Source organism: Streptomyces sp. NPDC059906, assembly GCF_042730645.1.
Lineage (GTDB): Bacteria > Actinomycetota > Actinomycetes > Streptomycetales > Streptomycetaceae > Streptomyces > Streptomyces rubrogriseus.
The window spans coordinates 485,156-505,396 of sequence record NZ_JBHWKU010000001.1; the positions used below are offsets into that span (position 1 = coordinate 485,156).

Annotated in this window: 17 protein-coding genes and 1 riboswitch; of the genes, 11 read left to right on the forward strand and 6 right to left on the reverse strand. The window is 73.1% G+C overall.

The window, feature by feature from the left end:
- Window positions 1–360 precede the first annotated feature (360 nt).
- The 7 genes from ACFV9J_RS02375 to ACFV9J_RS02405 all read left to right on the forward strand — a co-directional run bounded on the left by ACFV9J_RS02375 (window position 361) and on the right by ACFV9J_RS02405 (window position 10,570).
- On the forward strand, window positions 361–1,665 hold the full coding sequence (locus tag ACFV9J_RS02375; protein WP_385348553.1) for a DUF2690 domain-containing protein: 1,305 nt from the start codon (window positions 361–363) through the stop codon (window positions 1,663–1,665).
- 395 nt (window positions 1,666–2,060) lie between these two features.
- A complete protein-coding gene (locus tag ACFV9J_RS02380; protein ID WP_385348555.1) occupies window positions 2,061–3,050 on the forward strand; it encodes a malate dehydrogenase in 990 nt (329 codons plus the stop codon).
- Window positions 3,051–3,294: 244 nt separating this feature from the next.
- On the forward strand, window positions 3,295–4,824 hold the full coding sequence (locus ACFV9J_RS02385) for an aldehyde dehydrogenase family protein (protein WP_385348558.1): 1,530 nt from the start codon (window positions 3,295–3,297) through the stop codon (window positions 4,822–4,824).
- A 65-nt stretch (window positions 4,825–4,889) separates the two neighbouring features.
- Window positions 4,890–6,422, forward strand: a complete 1,533-nt coding sequence (locus ACFV9J_RS02390; protein WP_385348561.1) for a GMC family oxidoreductase — start codon at window positions 4,890–4,892, stop codon at window positions 6,420–6,422.
- Window positions 6,419–7,654: a glycine betaine/L-proline ABC transporter ATP-binding protein gene (locus tag ACFV9J_RS02395; RefSeq protein WP_385348563.1), complete on the forward strand. Its 1,236-nt coding sequence runs from the start codon at window positions 6,419–6,421 to the stop codon at window positions 7,652–7,654. The genes ACFV9J_RS02390 and ACFV9J_RS02395 overlap by 4 nt, the downstream gene beginning before the upstream one ends.
- On the forward strand, window positions 7,654–9,600 hold the full coding sequence (locus ACFV9J_RS02400; RefSeq protein ID WP_385348566.1) for an ABC transporter permease: 1,947 nt from the start codon (window positions 7,654–7,656) through the stop codon (window positions 9,598–9,600). The genes ACFV9J_RS02395 and ACFV9J_RS02400 overlap by 1 nt, the downstream gene beginning before the upstream one ends.
- 13 nt (window positions 9,601–9,613) lie before the next feature.
- The gene (locus ACFV9J_RS02405) at window positions 9,614–10,570 is read left to right on the forward strand and encodes an ABC transporter substrate-binding protein (protein ID WP_385348876.1); all 957 of its coding nucleotides are present in this window, start codon (window positions 9,614–9,616) and stop codon (window positions 10,568–10,570) included.
- A 3-nt stretch (window positions 10,571–10,573) separates the two neighbouring features.
- Here ACFV9J_RS02405 and ACFV9J_RS02410 read toward each other — a convergent pair whose 3' ends face one another.
- From ACFV9J_RS02410 to ACFV9J_RS02420, 3 genes are read right to left on the reverse strand one after another with little or no spacing between them, the layout of a single operon-like run.
- Window positions 10,574–11,305, reverse strand: coding sequence for an isocitrate lyase/phosphoenolpyruvate mutase family protein (locus ACFV9J_RS02410; protein WP_385348569.1), 732 nt, complete (start codon window positions 11,303–11,305; stop codon window positions 10,574–10,576).
- Entirely contained in the window at window positions 11,302–11,748 is a 447-nt protein-coding gene (locus tag ACFV9J_RS02415; RefSeq protein WP_385348572.1) for a carboxymuconolactone decarboxylase family protein, read from the reverse strand. The genes ACFV9J_RS02410 and ACFV9J_RS02415 overlap by 4 nt, the downstream gene beginning before the upstream one ends.
- On the reverse strand, window positions 11,745–12,254 hold the full coding sequence (locus ACFV9J_RS02420; RefSeq protein WP_385348574.1) for a carboxymuconolactone decarboxylase family protein: 510 nt from the start codon (window positions 12,252–12,254) through the stop codon (window positions 11,745–11,747). The genes ACFV9J_RS02415 and ACFV9J_RS02420 overlap by 4 nt, the downstream gene beginning before the upstream one ends.
- 47 nt (window positions 12,255–12,301) lie before the next feature.
- On the opposite strand from ACFV9J_RS02420, the gene ACFV9J_RS02425 reads away from it, so the two are divergent.
- Both ACFV9J_RS02425 and ACFV9J_RS02430 read left to right on the forward strand, forming a co-directional pair.
- The gene (locus ACFV9J_RS02425) at window positions 12,302–13,690 is read left to right on the forward strand and encodes a PLP-dependent aminotransferase family protein (RefSeq protein ID WP_385348577.1); all 1,389 of its coding nucleotides are present in this window, start codon (window positions 12,302–12,304) and stop codon (window positions 13,688–13,690) included.
- Window positions 13,691–13,788: 98 nt separating this feature from the next.
- A riboswitch (ZMP/ZTP riboswitch) is annotated at window positions 13,789–13,877 on the forward strand.
- A gap of 35 nt (window positions 13,878–13,912) precedes the next feature.
- Window positions 13,913–15,358: a glycine hydroxymethyltransferase gene (locus ACFV9J_RS02430; RefSeq protein WP_385348580.1), complete on the forward strand. Its 1,446-nt coding sequence runs from the start codon at window positions 13,913–13,915 to the stop codon at window positions 15,356–15,358.
- 15 nt (window positions 15,359–15,373) lie between these two features.
- Here ACFV9J_RS02430 and ACFV9J_RS02435 read toward each other — a convergent pair whose 3' ends face one another.
- A complete protein-coding gene (locus ACFV9J_RS02435) occupies window positions 15,374–16,033 on the reverse strand; it encodes a hypothetical protein (RefSeq protein ID WP_385348583.1) in 660 nt (219 codons plus the stop codon).
- A gap of 117 nt (window positions 16,034–16,150) precedes the next feature.
- Here ACFV9J_RS02435 and trpS point away from each other — a divergent pair, with 117 nt between their 5' ends.
- A complete protein-coding gene (trpS, locus tag ACFV9J_RS02440) occupies window positions 16,151–17,170 on the forward strand; it encodes a tryptophan--tRNA ligase (RefSeq protein ID WP_385348880.1) in 1,020 nt (339 codons plus the stop codon).
- Between the two features lie 176 nt (window positions 17,171–17,346).
- Window positions 17,347–17,925 (forward strand): 2'-5' RNA ligase family protein, encoded by a 579-nt coding sequence (locus ACFV9J_RS02445; protein WP_385348586.1) that lies wholly within the window; start codon window positions 17,347–17,349, stop codon window positions 17,923–17,925.
- Between the two features lie 83 nt (window positions 17,926–18,008).
- Here the strand turns inward: ACFV9J_RS02445 and ACFV9J_RS02450 are convergent, their stop codons facing one another.
- Window positions 18,009–18,764 carry a decaprenylphospho-beta-D-erythro-pentofuranosid-2-ulose 2-reductase gene (locus ACFV9J_RS02450; protein WP_385348589.1) on the reverse strand — a complete coding sequence of 252 codons (756 nt, stop codon included), beginning with the start codon at window positions 18,762–18,764 and terminating at the stop codon, window positions 18,009–18,011.
- Window positions 18,765–18,798: 34 nt separating this feature from the next.
- The gene (locus ACFV9J_RS02455) at window positions 18,799–20,172 is read right to left on the reverse strand and encodes an FAD-binding protein (protein WP_385348592.1); all 1,374 of its coding nucleotides are present in this window, start codon (window positions 20,170–20,172) and stop codon (window positions 18,799–18,801) included.
- Window positions 20,173–20,241: the final 69 nt, after the last annotated feature.

Below are 20,241 nucleotides of genomic sequence, written 5' to 3' on the forward strand. Positions count from 1 at the left end.
CCGTGAAAGGACGGGCCGCCGCCGGGAACAACCTTCCTGCACTTCGAACGCGCTGTTCAACGCCTGGCCGGGCGCTGTGGCACGGAAGTGACCGTTCCGCTACTCCGCTACGCGCCTCCTTCTCGGGGGTTCCGTTCCGGTCACGGCACCGCCGGTGGGACACTGGACCCCGGGTCGGTGGGCGTGCGACGGTGCACGTTCGCGGCCTCTGTGCTCCTGTGCGCCCCCACCCCGGGAACTGAGATCCTGACCGGGCGCATCCCTGTGGGTAGCCAGAAACGGGTGCCGCGCGGGGGGACGCCGCGCGCGGGGACCAGCGGGGAAACGATCAGCACGTCACCGGGGGAAGAGGGGGAAGCAGTGCCTCGTTGGAAGGCCTTGCCGGAGGAACTCGATCCGCAGATCAGGGAGTTCGCCAGTCAGCTGCGCCGGCTCGTGGACCGCAGCGAGCTGAGTGTGGCGTCGGTGGCCGACGCCACGGGCTACAGCAAGACGTCCTGGGAGCGCTATCTGAACGGCCGCCTGCTGGCGCCGAAGGGCGCCATCGTGGCCCTGGCGGAGGTGACGGGGACCAACCCCGTCCACCTGACCACCATGTGGGAGCTGGCCGAGCGCGCCTGGAGCCGCTCGGAGATGCGCCACGACATGACCATGGAGGCCATCCGGATCTCCCAGGCCCGTGCGGCGCTCGGCGAACCGGGCACGCCCGCGGCCAGGTCGGGCGGCTCCGCGGCCAGGTCGGCCCACGGCGGCAGGACCGGCAAGGGGAGCCGGACCGGCCGTCACGGCGGGGGCGCGTCGGCCGCGTCCGGGGTCGCCGGGCCCGCGGGTGTGTCGCCCACGCTGCCGCCGACGGTGCCGGCCCAGCCGACGGCCGCCGACAGCCCCGACTCGGCCCTCGGCGCGGTCCGGGACGACGGCGGACCCGGTGCGTCCTCCGTCCCGTCCCCCGGCGGAGCGACCGACGGCAACTCGTGGGGTCTCGCCGGGTACCGCGGCCCCGCGCCGACCGGTGACCGCGCGGCCCGCTCCGGCGTCCGGACCGGCACCGGGGAGCCCACGGGGCCGACCGGCCCCGCCGAGCCGCACGGCCCCGGCCCTGCCGGCGCGTACGGCGAGCCCCCGCACGGCGGCCCCCGTGCGTCCCGCCGGACACCTCCGGGCGGCGGCGGCAACAAGCGGATGACGACCGTCGTCGCGGGCGTCGTCGGTGTCCTCGTCGTGATCGCGGGCGCCTTCTTCCTCCTGAGGGACGGCGGCGACAAGAAGAACGAGGGCACCAAGCCCTCTCCGTCCCCCACCGTGAGCAGCAAGCCGAAGCTGCCGCCGGGCGTGAAGTGCAGCGGCGACGCCTGCACCGGCAAGGACCCGGAGGCCATGGGCTGCGGCGGCGACCTGGTGACCACCGGCGCGACCGCCGTGGTCGGCACCGCCGCCGTCGAGGTCCGCTACAGCGAGGTCTGCGGTGCCGCGTGGGCCCGCGTCACCCAGGCCGCACAGGGCGACGAGGTCCAGGTGAGCGCCGGTGGCGCGGGCGAGCAGCGGGCGACGGTCGGCACCGCCGGCAGCACCGTCGCGTACACCCCGATGGTCGCCGTGAAGTCCGCGGCCGACGCCACGGCGTGCGCGACGCTGGCGACGGGGACGCAGGGCTGCACGAAGTAGCGGCGCGCGGGCCGCAGCGGGCGTACGGCGGGCATACGGCGGCCGACGACGGGCGTACGGCGGCCGACGGCGGGCCGGTGAAGAAAGTTCGTCCCGGGCAGGCATGCCCCGCGGCGTGACGGGCACGCGAGAAGTACCCCCACGGGAGTCCGGCAACGGTATCCCCGAACGGCGGTCGCCTTCGTCCTCCCTCTCCCGGACAGGCGGCCGCCTTCTTTTGCGCGCCCTTCGGCCGTTCCGCGGCCCGGTCCTGTGGGCCGGGCCACACCGACCCGGACGTGCCGGACACCACGGGCGCGATAGCCTGACGGCTGGATCGATCTCTTGATACCAAGAGATCGATCAAACGCCCGGGGCCGGGACGCCCCACCGCCAGCTGTCATACGGAGAACGCCATGACTCGCACTCCCGTGAACGTCACCGTCACCGGCGCGGCCGGCCAGATCGGTTACGCCCTGCTCTTCCGCATCGCCTCCGGCCAGCTGCTCGGCGCGGACGTGCCGGTCAGGCTGCGCCTCCTGGAGATCACTCCGGCGCTCAAGGCCGCCGAGGGCACCGCGATGGAGCTGGACGACTGCGCGTTCCCGCTCCTTCAGGGCATCGAGATCACCGACGACCCGAACGTGGCCTTCGACGGCACCAACGTCGCCCTCCTCGTCGGCGCCCGCCCCCGCACCAAGGGCATGGAGCGCGGCGACCTCCTGGAGGCCAACGGCGGCATCTTCAAGCCGCAGGGCAAGGCCATCAACGACCACGCCGCGGACGACATCAAGGTCCTCGTCGTCGGCAACCCGGCCAACACCAACGCCCTGATCGCCCAGGCCGCCGCCCCGGACGTACCGGCCGAGCGCTTCACCGCGATGACCCGCCTCGACCACAACCGCGCGCTGACCCAGCTCGCGAAGAAGACGGGCTCGACGGTCGCCGACATCAAGCGCCTGACCATCTGGGGCAACCACTCGGCCACCCAGTACCCGGACATCTTCCACGCCACCGTCGCGGGCAAGAACGCCGCCGAGGCCGTGAACGACGAGAAGTGGCTGGCCGACGAGTTCATCCCGACCGTCGCCAAGCGCGGCGCCGCCATCATCGAGGCCCGCGGCGCCTCCTCGGCCGCCTCCGCCGCCAACGCCGCCATCGACCACGTGCACACGTGGGTCAACGGCACCGCCGAGGGCGACTGGACCTCCATGGGCATCCCGTCGGACGGCTCCTACGGCGTCCCGGAGGGCATCATCTCCTCCTTCCCGGTCACCACGAAGGACGGCTCGTACGAGATCGTCCAGGGCCTGGACATCAACGAGTTCTCCCGCGCCCGCATCGACGCCTCCGTCAAGGAGCTGTCGGAGGAGCGCGAGGCGGTCCGCGGTCTCGGCCTCATCTGAGCCCGCCCCGACGCCCGCACGGGCCCCGTTCCGGTTCAGACCGGGACGGGGCCCGTGTCCGTTTCTGTGCACCCATATTCTGTGCACCCATAAGACCCTTTTGTCGCTTTCCTTCGTGATGCGCCGCACTTTCGGCTGTCGAATCGGCATGCAAACGGGGTCGCGGGGCAGGGGCTCACGGTCCCCGAGAGCGACACCCGGGTGACGCAGGGGGACCGATCAGGAACGGAAGGCAACACCGACCATGGCGAACAGCACGCACACTCCGGCGGAGCGGGCGCACCGGACCATCCACGCGGGAGGCGAGTGGCTCGCGGCGTCCTCCGGCGCCACGCGCGAGATCCTCGACCCCGCGGACGCCGTGGCGTTCGCCGTGGTCGCGGAGGGCGACGAGAAGGACACCGACCTCGCGGTGGCCGCCGCCCGCCGCGCCTTCGACGCGGGCGACTGGCCGCACACCCCGGTCGCCGAGCGTGCCGCCCTGCTGCGCCGCGTCGCCGGCCTCCTGGTGCGCGACCGCGAGAAGCTGGGCCTGCTGGAGAGCCGCGACGCGGGCAAGACCGTCGAGGAGGGGCGCGTCGACATCGACTGCGTCGCCGACGCCTTCCGCTACTTCGCCGACCTGGTCGCGGGCGAGGCCCCCGGCCGCGTCGTCGACGCGGGCTCGCCCGAGGTGCACAGCGTCGTCGTGCACGAGCCGGTCGGCGTCTGCGCGATGATCACGCCCTGGAACTACCCGCTTCTCCAGGCCAGTTGGAAGATCGCCCCGGCGCTGGCCGCCGGCAACACCTTCGTGATCAAGCCCAGCGAGATCACCCCCCTCACCACGGTCGCCCTGATCGACCTGCTCGTCGAGGCCGGTCTCCCCACCGGCGTCGCGAACATCGTCACCGGCCCCGGGCACACCGTCGGCGCCCGGCTCGCCGAGCACCCCGACGTCGACCTGGTCTCCTTCACCGGCGGCCTGACCAGCGGCATCAAGGTCGCCCAGGCCGCCGCCGTCACCGTCAAGAAGGTCGCCCTCGAACTCGGCGGCAAGAACCCCAACGTGGTCTTCGCCGACGCCTGCGAGACCGAGGAGGGCTTCGACACCGCCGTCGACCAGGCCCTCAACGCCGCCTTCATCCACAGCGGGCAGGTCTGCTCCGCCGGCGGCCGCCTCATCGTCGAGGAGTCGGTCCGCGAACGCTTCGTCGCCGAACTCGCCCGCCGCGCGGAGCGGATCCGCCTCGGCCGCGGCACCGAGGAAGGCGTCGAGTGCGGCCCGCTCGTCTCCGCCCAGCAGCGCGCCAAGACCGAGGACCACGTCGCCTCCGCCCTCGCCGAGGGCGCCGAGCTGCGCTGCGGCGGCCGCCGTCCCGAGCCGTCGCCCCAGCGGCCCGAGTCCGGCTACTTCTACGAGCCGACCGTCCTCGACCACTGCCACCGCGAGATGCGGGTCGTACGGGAGGAGGTCTTCGGACCGGTCCTCACCGTCGAGACCTTCCAGACCGAGGACGAGGCCGTAGCCCTCGCCAACGACACCGAGTACGGTCTGGCCGGTGCCGTCTGGACCGCCGACGCGGGACGGGCCCGCCGGGTCGCGGGCCGGCTGCGGCACGGCACCGTGTGGATCAACGACTTCCACCCCTACCTGCCGCAGGCGGAGTGGGGCGGCTTCGGCAAGAGCGGCGTGGGCCGCGAACTGGGCCCCGCGGGCCTCGACGAGTACCGCGAGAGCAAGCACGTCTACCAGAACCTCGCGCCGAAGCCCGTCCGCTGGTTCTCCGGCTGACCACTCCCGTCTCCGTACGTCTCGCACGTCCCCGCACCATCCGCTCGCCCCACTGGAGTACCCCCATGCCAGAAACCACTCACGTCTACGACTACGTCGTCATCGGCGGCGGTACGGCAGGCTCCGTGATCGCCTCCCGTCTCACCGAGAACCCGGACGTCACCGTCGCCGTCATCGAGGGCGGCCCCAGTGACGTCGGCCGCGACGACGTGCTGACCCTGCGCCGCTGGATGGGCCTGCTCGGCGGCGAGCTGGACTACGACTACCCCACCACCGAGCAGCCGCGCGGCAACTCGCACATCCGGCACAGCCGCGCCCGCGTCCTCGGCGGCTGCTCCTCGCACAACACCCTCATCGCCTTCAAGCCGCTGCCGTCCGACTGGGACGAGTGGGAGGCGGCCGGCGCCAAGGGCTGGGGCGCGGTCCAGATGGAGGCGTACTTCGCCCGGCTGAAGAACAACATCGTCCCGGTCGACGAGAAGGACCGGAACGCCATCGCCCGCGACTTCGTCGACTCCGCGCAGAAGACGCTTCAGGTCCCCCGGGTCGAGGGCTTCAACAAGAAGCCGTTCACCGAGGGCGTCGGCTTCTTCGACCTCGCCTACCACCCGGAGAACAACAAGCGCTCCTCGGCGTCGGTGGCGTACCTGCACCCCGTGATGGACGAGCGCGCCAACCTCACGCTCATGCTGGAGACCTGGGCGTACCGGCTCGAACTCGACGGCACCCGCGCCGAGGGCGTCCACGTCCGCACCAAGGACGGCGAGGAGATCCTGGTCAAGGCGCGGGGCGAGGTGGTCCTGTGTGCCGGTGCCGTCGACTCCCCACGTCTGCTGCTGCACTCCGGCATCGGCCCTCGCGAAGACCTCGAAGCCCTCGGCATACCCGTGGCGCTCGACCTGCCCGGCGTCGGCGAGAACCTGCTCGACCACCCTGAGTCGGTGATCGTGTGGGAGACGAACGGCCCCATCCCGGACAACTCCGCGATGGACTCCGACGCCGGTCTGTTCGTGCGCCGCGACCCCGAACACGCGGGCCCCGACCTGATGTTCCACTTCTACCAGATCCCGTTCACGGACAATCCGGAGCGACTGGGCTACGAGCGCCCCGAGTTCGGCGTCTCCATGACCCCGAACATCCCCAAGCCGAAGTCCCGCGGCCGCCTCTACCTCACCAGCGCCGACCCGTCCGAGAAGCCCGCCCTGGACTTCAGGTACTTCACCGACGGCGACGACTACGACGGCCGCACCCTCGTCGACGGCATCCGCATCGCCCGCGAGATCGCCGAGTCCCAGCCGCTGGCCGGCTGGCTCAAGCGCGAGGTCTGCCCCGGCCCGGACGTCACCGGCGACGAGGAGCTGAGCGAGTACGCCCGCAAGGTCGCCCACACCGTCTACCACCCGGCCGGCACCTGCCGCATGGGCGCCGCCACCGACGAGCAGGCCGTCGTCGACCCCGAGCTGCGCATCCGCGGCCTGCAGGGCATCCGCATAGCCGACGCCTCCGTCTTCCCGACCATGCCCGCCGTCAACCCGATGATCGGCGTCCTCATGGTCGGCGAGCGCGCCGTCGAGCTGATCGGCGGTGACGCCCGATGAGCACCACCGACAAGAACACCACCGACAAGAGCACCACCGACAAGAACACCACCACCGCCGCCGCGACCGACACCGTGGCCGAGCGTCCGCCGGTCTTCTCCGTCGACGGCCTGTGGAAGGTCTTCGGCCCGAAGGCCGCCCGCGTCCCCGCCGACCCGGACCTCAGCGCCCTGAGCCCGGCCGAGCTGCGCTCCCGCACCGGCTGCACCGCCGCCGTCGCCGACGTCTCCTTCGACGTGCGCAAGGGCGAGGTCTTCGTCGTCATGGGCCTGTCCGGCTCCGGCAAGTCCACCCTCGTACGCTGCCTGACCCGCCTCATCGAGCCGACGGCCGGGTCCATCGCCATCGACGGCGAGGACGTCCGCGCGATGGACAAGTCCCGGCTGCGGGAACTGCGGCGCCACCGCGCGGCGATGGTCTTCCAGCACTTCGGCCTGCTCCCGCACCGCACCGTCCTGGACAACGTCGCCTACGGCCTGGAGGTCCAGGGGATGGGCCGCGCCGAGCGCCGCGAGCGCGCCGCCGCGATCGTCGCCAAGGTCGGCCTGGAGGGCCTGGAGCAGCGCCGCCCCGGCCAGCTCTCCGGCGGCCAGCGCCAGCGCGTCGGCCTCGCCCGCGCCCTCGCCGTCGACCCCGAGGTGCTGCTCTTCGACGAGCCGTTCAGCGCCCTGGACCCGCTGATCAGGCGGGACATGCAGGAGGAGGTCGTCCGGCTGCACCGCGAGGAGGGCCGCACGATGGTCTTCATCACCCACGACCTCCAGGAAGCCCTCAAACTCGGCGACCGCATCGCCCTGATGCGCGACGGCCGCGTGGTGCAGCTCGGCACCCCGGAGGAGATCGTCGGCTCGCCCGCCGACGACTACGTCCGCGAGTTCGTCCGCGACGTCCCGCGCGAGCAGGTCCTCACCGTCCGCACGGCGATGCGCCCCGCCGCCTCCGCCGACGAGGCGGGCACGGGCCCGGCGATCCGCCCGGAGGCCACGGTCTCGGAGGCCATCGAGGCGGTAGCGAGGGCAGGCTCGGCAGCCCGCGTCATGTCCGACGGCCGCTGCCTGGGCGTGGTCGACGCGACCGACCTCCTGTCGGTGGTGGCCAACGCCGCTACGGACAGTCCCGACCTAGCTGCGGGCAGTCGTGCCGCTGGGGCGGCACGGGTGGGCGCAGCGGCACCGGCCAAGCGCCGTGAGCCGACGCCCCCCGCCGCGCCCACCACCGAGGAGCCGGTCTGATGGCAACGATCACAGCCGCGGCCCGAAAGCCCGCCCCGCCGGGCATCCTCACCAACAGAGCCGTCCGCAAGCTCCTCATCCTCGCCCTCGCGGCAGCGATCCTCGCCCCCATAGCCGCCACGCAGTGGCCCGGCGCCACCTGGCCCACCGCCCTCACCGTCGACGTCTCCGAACCGCTCGGCAAGGCCAGCGACTGGATCATCGACAACCGGGACAGCCACCCCCTGTTCCTCTACTTCTTCGGCCACGTCAGCAACATCGTCGTCATCGCCGTACGCGCCGTGTACCTCGCCCTCCTCGCCGTCGGCTGGGCCGGGGTCACCGCGATCGGCGCCCTGGTCGCCTGGCGGGTGGCCGGCGTGAGGCTGGCGCTCGGCACCGCGGCCGCGTTCCTGGCCTGCGGCCTGCTCGGCATGTGGGTGCCGACGATGCAGACCCTCGCCCTGATGGTCGTGGCCGTCCTCGCGTCGGTCGCCGTCGGCGCCCTGCTGGGCCTGGCCGCGGGCCTGTCCGACCGGATGGACCGCGTCCTGCGCCCGGTGCTGGACACCATGCAGGTGCTGCCCGCCTTCGCCTACCTCCTCCCCGTCGTCCTGGTCTTCGGCATCGGCGTCCCCGCCGCCGTCCTGGCCACCGTCGTCTACGCCGCCCCGCCCATGGCCCGGCTCACCTCGCTGGGCCTGCGCGGCGCGGACCGGGAGGTCCTGGAGGCCGTCGAGTCCCTCGGCACCACCGCCCGCCAGCGGCTGCTCACCGCCCGCATCCCGCTGGCCCGCAAGGAACTCCTGCTCGGCGTCAACCAGACGATCATGATGGCGCTGTCCATGGCCGTCATCGCCTCGGTCATCGGCGCCGGCGGCCTCGGCGACCGCGTCTACCAGGCACTCGCCTCGGTCGACGTCGGCGCGGCCCTCGCGGCCGGCATCCCGATCGTGCTGCTCGCCGTCGTCCTGGACCGGGTGACCGGCGCGGCCGGGGAACGGCTCGGCGAGTCCGGACAGTCCCCGGTCACCTGGCTGTACGCCCTGGTCGTCGCCGCGGCCGTCGCGCTCGCCGGACGCCTGGCCGGGTTCCTCGACTGGCCCGACGGATGGGAGCTGAACATCGCCGAGCCCGTCAACCGGGCCGTCGACTGGATGACCGCCCACCTGTACTCCGGCGTCCCCGTCGTCGGCGGCACCGCCGACTGGGCCGCGCACTTCACCAGCTGGGTCCTCAACCCGCTCCGCGACGGCCTCCAGTGGCTGCCCTGGTGGTCCGTACTCCTCGTCGTCGCCGCCCTCGCGTGGCTGATCGGCACCTGGCGCACCGCGCTCACCGCCGTCCTCGCGATGGCCGCGATCGGAGTACTCGGCGTGTGGAGCCCGTCCCTGGACACGCTCTCGCAGGTACTCGCGGCCGTCGCCGTGACCCTGGTCGTCGGCTTCGCCACCGGCATCGCCGCCGCCCGCAGCGAGCGCTTCGAGCGCCTGCTGCGGCCCGTGCTCGACGTCTTCCAGACCATGCCGCAGTTCGTGTACCTGATCCCGGTCGTCGCCCTGTTCGGCGTGGGCCGCGCGCCCGCCGTGGCGGCAGCGGTCGTCTACGCCCTCCCGGCCGTCGTCCGCATCACCGCCCAGGGCCTGCGCCAGGTCGACCCGGCCGCCATGGAGTCGGCCCGTTCGCTCGGCGCCACCAGCGGCCAGCAGCTCCGCCAGGTCCAGCTTCCGCTGGCCCGCCCGGCCCTGCTGCTCGCCGTCAACCAGGGCGTCGTCCTGGTCCTCGCCGTCGTCATCATCGGCGGCCTGGTCGGCGGTGGCGCGCTCGGCTACCAGGTCGTCTTCGGCCTCGCCCAGGGCGACCTGGCGACCGGCCTGGTCGCGGGCGCCGCGATCGTCTGCCTCGGCCTGATGCTCGACCGCGTCACCCAGCCCACCGAACGCCGTACGACGAAGAAGGGAGCCTGACATGCGACTGCGACTGCGGGTACGTACGACCTCCGCCCTCGCGGGCGTGGCCGCGCTGACGCTGCTGACCGGCTGCGGCGCCGCCGACATGACCAAGCAGGCGTCCCCCTACGCCAACGCCCAGGGCGCCAAGACCGTCACCCTGTCCGTGCAGTCCTGGGTCGGCGCCCAGGCCAACGTGGCCGTCGCCCAGTACCTGCTGGAGCACGAGCTGGGCTACCGCGTCGACACCGTCCAGGTCGACGAGGTCCCCGCCTGGGACGCGCTCAGCCAGGGCCGCGTCGACGCCATCCTGGAGGACTGGGGCCACCCCGAGCAGGAACAGCGCTACGTCGAGGACAAGAAGACCATCGCCCCCGGCGGCGACCTCGGCGTCACCGGGCACATCGGCTGGTTCGTCCCGACGTACTTCGCGAAGAAGCACCCGGACGTCACGAACTGGAAGAACCTCGACAAGTACGCCGACCTGCTGCGCACCGCGGAGAGCGGCGGCAAGGGCCAGCTCCTGGACGGCTCCCCGTCCTACGTCACCAACGACAAGGCCCTGGTGAAGAACCTGGACCTGGACTACCAGGTCGTCTTCGCCGGTTCCGAGGCCGCCCAGATCACCCAGATGCAGCAGTTCGCCAAGGAGAAGAAGCCCTTCCTCAGCTACTGGTACACCCCCCAGTGGCTGATGGAGAAGGTGCCCATGACCGAGGTGAAGCTGCCGCCGTACGAGGAGGGCTGCGACGCCGACCCGGAGAAGGTCGCCTGCGCCTACCCCGTCACCCCGCTGCAGAAGTACCTCAACGCCGGCTTCGCGAAGGACGGCGGCAAGGCGGCGGAGTTCCTCAAGCGGTTCAAGTGGACGACGGAGGACCAGAACCAGGTCTCCCTGATGATCGCCGAGCAGAAGATGCGGCCCGAGGAGGCGGCGAAGAAGTGGGTGGACGGCCACGAGTCCGTCTGGAAGCAGTGGCTGCCCTGACCCTCACTTCGCGGGCCGGCCCGCGAGCCCTGCCGCGGCCTCCCGCACCGACTGCTCCGCATGCCGCTGCAGGCCGGGCCCGAACGTGATCCGGGTGGCCCCGAGCCCGCCGAGTTCGGCGGGTGCGGGGCCCTGCCCGGGCCGCGCGAACACGTTCACCGGCCCCTGGATCCCGGACCGCAGCAGCGGCAGCAGGGCGGTGGGGGCGGCGATGGGATACACGCAGTCGGCGCCCGCGGCGACGTAGGCGGCGGCCCGCTCGATCGCCGCTCCCGGATCGTCGACGCCCCGGATGAACGTGTCGATCCGGGCGTTCAGGAAGAGCCGGTCACCGGCCTCCTCCCGCACCCCGGCCAGCCAATCGGCGTGCTCCGCCGGGTCCTTGAGCCCCTCGTCGGTGGAGTCCTCCAGGTTGCAGCCGACCACGCCCACCTCGAGGAGCCGCTCCACCAGCTCCTTCGGCGCCAGACCGTAGCCGCCCTCGACGTCCGCCGACACGGGCACGTCCACGGCGCGCACGATCCGCGCGACCGCCGCGAACATCTCGTCGGCCGGGGTCTGCCCGTCCTCGTACCCGAGCGAGGCCGCCACCCCGGCGCTCGGCGTCGCGAGCGCCGGGAACCCGGCCTCCGCGAACACCCGGGCGCTCGCCGCGTCCCAGGGACCCGGCAGGACGAGGGGGTCGTCCGGGACCCGGCCGTGGTGCAGGGCGCGGAACGCGGCGGCATGACTCACGGTGTGTAACCCCCCGGTGGGACCCTGCGGCTGACCATCAGCCGGTTCCAGCTGTTGATGACGGCGATCAGCCCGATCAGATGGGCCAGTTCACCGTCGTCGAAGTGTACGGCGGCCTCCGCGTACACCTCGTCGGACACAAAGCCCTCCGTCAGGACGGTCATCGCCTCGGTCAGCGCGAGCGCGGCCCGCTCCCGCCCGTCGTACAGGTCCTCCGCCTCCTCCCAGGCGGCGAGCAGACCGAGGCGCTCCTCGCCCTCCCCGTTCCTGCGGGCCGAGGTGAGGTGCATGTCCAGGCAGAACGCGCAGTGGTTGAGCTGCGAGGCCCGGATCATCACCAACTCGGCGAGCACGGGGTCGCCGAGCCCCTTCTTGGCCGCCGCGCTCAGCGCCGACAGCGCCTTGGCGACCTCCCGGTCCAGGAGCTGCGTGCGTGCCGTCACGCGTGCCCGCCGGGCGTGTAGTGGCCCGGCGTCATCCGGCAGGTCACGCCGAACCGGTTCCAGGCGTTGATCGTCGTGATCGCGGCGATCAGCTGCGCCAGCTCGGGCTCGTCGAAGTACCCCGCGGCCTTCTCGTACACCTCGTCCGGCACGAAACCGTCGGTCAGCACGGTGACCGCCTCGGTCAGCTCGATCGCCGCCAGCTCCCTCTCCGTGTAGAAGTGCCGCGACTCCTCCCAGGCGGCCAGCTGCACGATCCGCTCCACGCTCTCGCCGGCGGCCAGGGCGTCCTTGGTGTGCATGTCGAGGCAGAGGGCGCAGTGGTTGATCTGCGAGGCGCGGATCTTCACCAGCTCGTACAGCACCGGGTCCAGACCCCGCTTGGCGGCGGTGTCGAGCCGGATCATCGCCTTGTAGACCTCGGGGGCGTGCTGGGACCAGTTCAGCCGGACGGGTACCTCGGCGGCGTAGCCCGTGGTCTTCGTGTCATCGGTGGGTGTCGTCATGCCGTCGACCCTAGGAAGGAAACAGCCCAGCGGTATGGTCCATTTCCATGGCGAATTCCTGGGCCACTCTCGGCGTCGACCTGCACCTCGAACCCACCGGTCCGGGCCTGCGCCGCGGCCTCACCGACGCGTTGCGCGAGGCCGTCCGCACCGGCCGCCTGGGCCCCGGCACCCGGCTGCCCTCCTCCCGCGTCCTCGCCGCCGACCTCGGCATCGCCCGCAACACCGTCGCCGACGCCTACGCCGACCTCGTCGCCGAGGGCTGGCTCACCGCGCGCCAGGGCTCGGGCACCCGCGTCGCCGACCGCGTCGCCGCCCCGCCGGCCGAAGCCGCGGCCCGGCGCCCCCGGGAGCCCGCCCGGCCCGTCCACGACCTGCGCCCCGGCAGCCCGGACCTCGCCGGCTTTCCGCGCGTCGAGTGGCTCAGAGCCGCCCGCCGCGCCGTCACGGCCGCCCCCAACGACGCCTTCGGCTACGGCGATCCCCGCGGCCGCCCCGAACTGCGCGGCGCGCTGTCCGCCTACCTCGCCCGTGCCCGGGGCGTGCGCGCCGCCCCCGACCATCTGCTGGTCTGCGGCGGCGTCGCCCACGCCCTGGTGGTACTGGCCGCGGTGCTGCGGGCGCGTGGCGTGCGCACCGTGGCCGTCGAGTCGTACGGCCTCCACGTCCACCGCGACCTGCTCGAAACCGCCGGTCTGCGGACCGTCCCGCTGCCCGTCGACGACCGGGGCGCCGACCCCGGGGCGCTCACGGACGCGGGCGCCGTGCTGCTCACCCCCGCCCACCAGTTCCCGACCGGCGTGCCGCTGCACCCCGACCGCCGGGCGGCCGTCGTGGACTGGGCGCGGCGCACCGGCGCCCTGATCCTGGAGGACGACTACGACGGCGAGTTCCGCTACGACCGCCAGCCCGTCGGCGCCCTCCAGCAACTCGCCCCCGACCACGTCGTCTACCTCGGCACCGCCAGCAAGTCCCTCGCCCCCGGCCTGCGACTGGCCTGGGCGGTGCTCCCGCCGGGGCTCGCCGCCGAGGTCACGGCGACGCGCGGCGGCTTGGACACCTGCGGCGTGCTGGAACAGCTCACGCTGGCCGAGTTCCTCGCCTCCGGGGCCTACGACCGGCACGTCCGCGCCTCCCGCCTGCGGTACCGGCGCCGCCGGGACGCCCTGGTCGCGGCCCTCGCCGGCCGGGACCCCGAGGTGCGGGTCGCCGGGATCGCGGCCGGTCTGCACGCCGTACTCGGTCTGCCGCCCGGCACCGAGCAGCAGGTACTCAGATCGGCGGCCTGGCAGGGCCTGGGCCTGCACGGCCTGTCCGTCTTCCGCCACCCGAGTGCCACGACCGACCCGCCGGACGCGGTGGTCGTCGGCTACGGCACCCCGCCCGACCACGCCTGGACGGGCGCCCTGGACGCGCTGTGCCGGGCGCTGCCGTAGCGTCCGGCCGATGCCGGGCGCGCCCGCGATCGCGTTCAACCGACGCCTTTCCGCATCACGGACACCCACGGCATGCCCCCGCCCCACCCGGTAGCCTGGCCCCGGGCCGTGACTGGCGCGCTGGGATGGGACGAACCATCGGGAAGCGGCCCCGGAACACCGAGAGCCGTGCGCCTGGGCCATCCGTACCGCGAACGCTGATACCGACGTCCGGAGGACCCCTTGCCCGCTGAAATCTCCCCCGAGTCCACCGCCTACCGAGCCGCGCTCGACGTCATCCGAGCCGTCGAACCCCGCGTCGCGGACGCCATCGGTCAGGAGGTCGCCGACCAGCGCGAGATGCTCAAGCTGATCGCCTCCGAGAACTACGCCTCCCCGGCCACGCTCCTGGCGATGGGCAACTGGTTCAGCGACAAGTACGCCGAGGGCACCATCGGCCGCCGCTTCTACGCCGGCTGCCGCAACGTCGACACCGTCGAGTCCCTCGCCGCCGAGCACGCGCGCGAGCTGTTCGGCGCCCGCCACGCCTACGTCCAGCCGCACTCCGGCATCGACGCCAACCTGGTCGCCTTCTGGGCCGTCCTGGGCGCCCGCGTCGAGGTGCCCTTCCTGGAGAAGACCGGCGCCCGCCAGGTCAACGACCTGACCGACGCCGACTGGGCCGAGCTGCGGCGCGCCTTCGGCAACCAGCGGATGCTCGGCATGTCCCTGGACGCGGGCGGCCACCTCACCCACGGCTTCCGCCCCAACATCAGCGGCAAGATGTTCGACCAGCGCTCCTACGGCACCGACCCGGCCACCGGCCTCATCGACTACGAGGCCCTGCGTGCCTCCGCCCGCGAGTTCAAGCCGCTGATCATCGTCGCGGGCTACTCCGCGTACCCCCGGCTGGTGAACTTCCGGATCATGCGCGAGATCGCCGACGAGGTCGGCGCGACCCTCATGGTCGACATGGCGCACTTCGCCGGTCTCGTCGCGGGCAAGGTTCTCACCGGCGACTTCGACCCGGTCCCGCACGCCCAGATCGTGACGACGACCACGCACAAGTCGCTGCGCGGCCCGCGCGGCGGCATGGTCCTGTGCGACGACTCGCTCAAGGACCAGGTCGACCGCGGCTGCCCGATGGTCCTCGGCGGCCCGCTCCCGCACGTCATGGCCGCGAAGGCCGTCGCCCTCGCCGAGGCCCGGCAGCCCGCCTTCCAGGACTACGCCCAGCGCATCGTGGACAACGCCCGCGCCCTCGCCGAGGGCCTGACCAAGCGCGGCGCCACCCTGGTGACCGGCGGCACCGACAACCACCTCAACCTGATCGACGTGGCCTCCTCCTACGGCCTCACCGGCCGCCAGGCCGAGGCCGCCCTGCTCGACTCCGGCATCGTCACCAACCGCAACGCCATCCCGGCCGACCCGAACGGCGCCTGGTACACCTCCGGCATCCGCATCGGCACCCCGGCGCTGACCACGCGCGGCCTCGGCACCGCGGAGATGGACGAGGTCGCGGGCCTCATCGACCGCGTCCTCACCGCCACCGAGCCCGGCACCACCAAGTCCGGCGCCCCCTCCAAGGCCTCCCACGTCCTCGACGCGAAGGTCGCCGACGAGATCTCGCACCGCGCCACCGACCTGGTGGCCGGCTTCCCGCTGTACCCGGAGATCGACCTCGGCTGAGCCGGCCGCGAGGCTCTAGAGGTCGATCAGCTCCTGACGCGGCTCCCCGCGCGGCGGCCCGGTCCGGTACCGGCCCGCCGCGCGGCGTACCAGCAGCGTCCCCGCGACGCCCGCCCCGAGCCCGGCGGCGGCCCACCACACCCCGCCCGGCGCCCCGCCGTCCGCTGCCGTGCCCCCGGTCCCGTCCTTCGCGAAGAAGCCCTCGTCGACCAGCCAGGCGTAGGTGTCCCGGTCCACCCGGTGCCAGCGGATGTCGTCGTCCGCCACGTCCGGCGCCGGATCGGTGCGCACCCACGGCGTGCCGTCCTCGGCCAGGAACAGCTGGTCCTGCCGCAGCATCGCCACGTCCCCGCCCGGCGCCCGCTCCGTCTGCGGCCACCCCCCGACCCCGGTCAGCCCCCACAGCACCGTGAACCGCACCGGCGGACGGCGGTCCCGCGTCCAGTCCTCCGGCACCGGCTCGGATCCCGAGTACGACGGGTCGAGCAGGCTGCGCAGCCGGTCGAAGTCCCGCTCACCCGCGTGCCAGGACGTGGTGCGCCCCGTGCCGGTCCACACGATCACCGCCACGTCCGGATCCACCAGGGGCGCCGCACCGTCCGCCACCGCGGTCCCCGGCACCCCAGCCCAGAGCACCGCGGCCATCGCCGCCCCGGCCCCCGCCCACCACCGCACGCCGTACCCCCTCCGTCCCCGCCCCTCCGTCCCCGCCCTTGTTACACCGCCGGGCCCGGAATGGAGCCCCCCTGTTCCGAACCAGTGCCCGACCGCCCCGCGAAGCCTGAGAGAATGGTGAACATGGCCAACGATCGTCCCCGCGTGCTCTCCGGTATCCAGCCGACCTCCGGCTCGTTCCACCTCGGCAACTACCTCGGCGCCGTCCGCCAGTGGGTCGACATGCAGGACACCCACGACGCGTTCTACATGGTCGTCGACCTGCACGCGATCACGGTCCCGCAGGACCCGAAGGAGCTGCGCGAGAACACCCGCGTCGCCGCCGCCCAGCTCCTCGCGGCCGGCCTCGACCCGGACCGCTGCACCCTGTTCGTGCAGAGCCACGTCCCCGAGCACGCCCAGCTCGGCTGGCTGATGAACTGCATCACCGGCTTCGGCGAGGCCTCCCGGATGACGCAGTTCAAGGACAAGTCCGCCAAGCAGGGCAACGACCGCACCACCGTCGGCCTGTTCACGTACCCGATGCTGATGGTCGCCGACATCCTGCTGTACCAGGCCGACCAGGTCCCCGTCGGCGAGGACCAGCGCCAGCACCTGGAGCTGACCCGCGACCTCGCGGACCGCTTCAACCAGACCTATGGCGAGGCCTTCACCGTCCCGACCGCGTACATCCTCAAGGAGACGGCGAAGATCTACGACCTTCAGGACCCGACCGCCAAGATGAGCAAGTCGGCGGCCACCCCGAAGGGCCTGATCAACCTCCTTGACGAGCCGAAGGCCACCGCGAAGAAGGTGCGGAGCGCGGTCACGGACACCGACACCGTGGTCCGCTTCGACCGCGAGCACAAGCCCGGCGTCAGCAACCTCCTGACGATCTACTCCACCCTCACCGGCGCCGAGATCGCGGAGCTGGAGCGGAAGTACGAGGGCAAGGGCTACGGCGCGCTGAAGACGGACCTCGCCGACGTCGTCGTGGAGTTCGTCACCCCCTTCCGGGAGCGCACCCGGCAGTACCTGGACGACCCGGAGACGCTCGACGCGATCCTCGCCAAGGGCGCGGAGAAGGCCAGGAGCGTCGCCGCCGAGACCCTCGCCCGGGCGTACGACGAGGTGGGCTTCCTCCCCGCCAAGCACTGACCCGCGACACCGCCGGGGAGTGCCGCCGCCGCGGCAGTCCCGGCACCGTCCGTGCGCCCCGGCATGCCGCCGTAGCGCTGCACATCACTCCGGTTGCGCCTGCCCACGGCACGGCGGTGGCCGTACAGTCGATATCCGGGTGTCCGACCGAAGGGCACACAACGACAGGAGACGAAGTGGGGACCGTAACGATCGGCGTGTCGATCGCGGTCCCGGAGCCTCACGGCAGCAAGCTCCAGCAGCTGCGCGCGGGCTTCGGCGACGCCGCCGCTCACGGCATCCCCACGCACGTCACCCTGCTGCCGCCGACCGAGGTCGACGGCGCCGTGCTGTCCGCGGTCGAGGCGCACCTGGCGGAGGTGGCGGCGCGCGGCCGGCCCTTCCCGATGCGGCTGTCCGGCACCGGGACCTTCCGGCCGCTGTCGCCCGTCGTCTTCGTCCAGGTGGTCGAGGGCGCGGCGGCCTGCTCCTGGCTGCAGAAGCGGGTGCGCGACGCGTCCGGCCCCGTCCCCCGCGAACTGCAGTTCCCGTACCACCCGCACGTCACCGTGGCGCACGCCATCGGGGAGGCGGCGATGGACCGCGCCTACGAGGAGCTGTCCGACTACGAGGCCCAGTGGCCCTGCACCGGCTTCGCGCTGTACGAGCAGGGCGCCGACGCGGTCTGGCGCAAGCTCCGCGAGTTCCCCTTCGGAAGCGCCACCGTGCCCCCGCAGGCCGGCCGTGTGGAGACCGGCTCCCTGCCGACCCGGTAGCCGCGCCCCGGACCGGCAGCCGCGCCTCGGACCGGCGGCCGGACGTCACACCGGCAGCCGGACGTCACACCGGCAGCCGGACGTCACACCGGCAGCCGCCGGAACACCGCCCGCGGCAGGTGCCGCACCGCCGACATCACCACCCGCAGCGCGCCCGGCACCCACACCGTCTCCGAACGCCGCCGCAGCCCCAGCTCGATGGCCGTGGCCACCGCCTCGGGCGTCGTGGCCAGCGGCGCCTGCGCCATCCCCTCCGTCATCCGCGACCGCACGAACCCGGGGCGTACGACCATGACGTGCACGCCCGTGCCGTGCAGCGCGTCGCCCAGGCCCTGCGCGAAGGTGTCCAGGCCGGCCTTGCTGGAGCCGTAGATGAAGTTGGCGCGGCGGGCCCGCTCACCGGCGACGGAGGAGAGCACCACCAGCGAGCCGTGCCCCTGCGCCTGCAGGGAGCGGGCGGCGACCAGCCCGGCCGAGACCGCGCCGGTGTAGTTGGTCTGCGCGACCCGCACGGCGTTCAGCGGCTCGCGCTCGTCGTGCGCCTGGTCGCCCAGGATGCCGAAGGCCAGCAGCACCAGGTCGATGTCCCCCTCGGCGAACACCTTGCCGAGCGCCGCCTCGTGGGACTCGGGGTCCAGCGCGTCGAAGGCGACCGTGCGCACCTCGGCGCCGAGGTCGCGCAGTTGCCCGGCGGCCGCGTCCAGGGCGGGGGAGGGGCGCCCGGCCAGCCACACCGTACGGGTGCGGCGGGCCACCAGGCGGCGCACGGTGGCGAGCGCGATCTCGGAGGTACCGCCGAGGACGAGGAGGGACTGGGGAAGGCCGAAGGCGTCCTTCACGACTGCTCCAGACAGGTCGGGGGTGGCGGGGGAGTCACAGGGCGAGGCGGCGGGCCAGGTCGGAGACGAACACCCCGCGCGGGTCCAGCTCCGCGCGCAGGGCGCGGAAGTCGTCCAGGCGGGGGTACATCGCGGCGAGCAGTTCGGGACGCAGCCGGGAGTCCTTGGCGAGGTAGACCCGGCCGCCCGCGTGAGCGACCTCCTCGTCCAGCTCGTCCAGGAACGCGCCGAGCCCGGGCAGGCCCGCCGGGATGTCGAGGGCGAGCGTCCAGCCCGGGACGGGGAAGGACAGCCAGCCGGGGTCGGCCGCGCCGAAGCGCTTGAGGACGGCGAGGAAGGACGGGCAGCGGCGGGCGGAGATGCGCCGCACGATCCGGCGCAGGGCCTCCTCGCGGCCGTGCCCGACGACGAACTGGTATTGCACGAAGCCCTCGCGGCCGTAGACCCGGTTCCAGTGCGGGACGCCGTCCAGCGGGTGGAAGAAGGCGGAGATCCGCTGGAGGCGGCCCCGGCTCTCCCGGGGGGCCTTGCGGTACCAGACCTCGTTGAACAGGCCCACCGTCGTACGGCTGAGCAGTCCGCCCGGCAGGAAGTCGGGGGTCGCGGGGAGGCGCGAGGTGCGGAAGGCCAGCGGCGCGCGCCGGGCGCGCGAGCGGGCGGGCAGCGCGTCCAGCGGAGCGTGGTCGCCGCGGGTGAGCACCGCCCGGCCGGTCGCCCGGCCGCGCGCGAGGAGGTCGATCCAGGCGACCGAGTAGCGGTAGCGGTTGTCGGTGCCGGTCAGCCGGGCCATCAGGTCGTCCAGGTCGCCGGCCCGCTCGGTGTCGACCGACATCAGCGCCGTCTCGACCGGCTGGAGCCGCAGCGTCGCGGTGAGGATCACGCCGGTCAGCCCCATGCCGCCCGCCGTCGCGTCGAACAGGGGCGTGCCCGGGGCGACGGTGCGGACCCGGCCGTCGGCGGTGAGCAGCTCCAGGGAGAGCACGTGCCGCGTGAAGGACCCCGACACGTGGTGGTTCTTGCCGTGGATGTCCGCGCCGATCGCCCCGCCGACCGTCACGTAGCGGGTGCCGGGCGTCACCGGCACGAACCAGCCCAGCGGCAGCAGGACCTCCATCAGCCGGTGCAGGGAGACGCCCGCGTCGCACAGCACGGTGCCGCCCGCGACGTCGACGGCGTGCACGCGGTCCAGGGCCGTCATGTCGAGCACGGCACCCCCGGCGTTCTGCGCCGCGTCCCCGTACGCCCGCCCGAGCCCCCGGGCGATGCCGCCGCGGACCCCGCAGTCCCGGACGGCGGCGGCCGCCTCCTCGTACGTCCGCGGACGGACGACGAGCGCCGCGGTGGGCGCCGTGCGGCCCCAGCCGGTGACGGTGCCCCAGTCGGCGTCGGGAACGGTGTCGGCAGACATGGCGGTGACCGTATCGCCCCGTCTCTCCATGTGTGAATGATTAGTTCCAAAACATTCGGAGCATCCCTG

Excerpts from the sequence above, each read along its gene's own strand:
- ACFV9J_RS02395 (WP_385348563.1), top strand. The coding sequence starts at position 6,419 with ATGAGCACCACCGACAAGAACACCACCGACAAGAGCACCACCGACAAG.
- ACFV9J_RS02390 (WP_385348561.1), top strand. The coding sequence starts at position 4,890 with ATGCCAGAAACCACTCACGTCTACGACTACGTCGTCATCGGCGGCGGT.
- ACFV9J_RS02380 (WP_385348555.1), top strand. The coding sequence starts at position 2,061 with ATGACTCGCACTCCCGTGAACGTCACCGTCACCGGCGCGGCCGGCCAG.
- ACFV9J_RS02385 (WP_385348558.1), top strand. The coding sequence starts at position 3,295 with ATGGCGAACAGCACGCACACTCCGGCGGAGCGGGCGCACCGGACCATC.
- ACFV9J_RS02400 (WP_385348566.1), top strand. The coding sequence starts at position 7,654 with ATGGCAACGATCACAGCCGCGGCCCGAAAGCCCGCCCCGCCGGGCATC.
- ACFV9J_RS02455 (WP_385348592.1), bottom strand. The coding sequence starts at position 20,172 with ATGTCTGCCGACACCGTTCCCGACGCCGACTGGGGCACCGTCACCGGC.
- ACFV9J_RS02425 (WP_385348577.1), top strand. The coding sequence starts at position 12,302 with ATGGCGAATTCCTGGGCCACTCTCGGCGTCGACCTGCACCTCGAACCC.
- ACFV9J_RS02420 (WP_385348574.1), bottom strand. The coding sequence starts at position 12,254 with ATGACGACACCCACCGATGACACGAAGACCACGGGCTACGCCGCCGAG.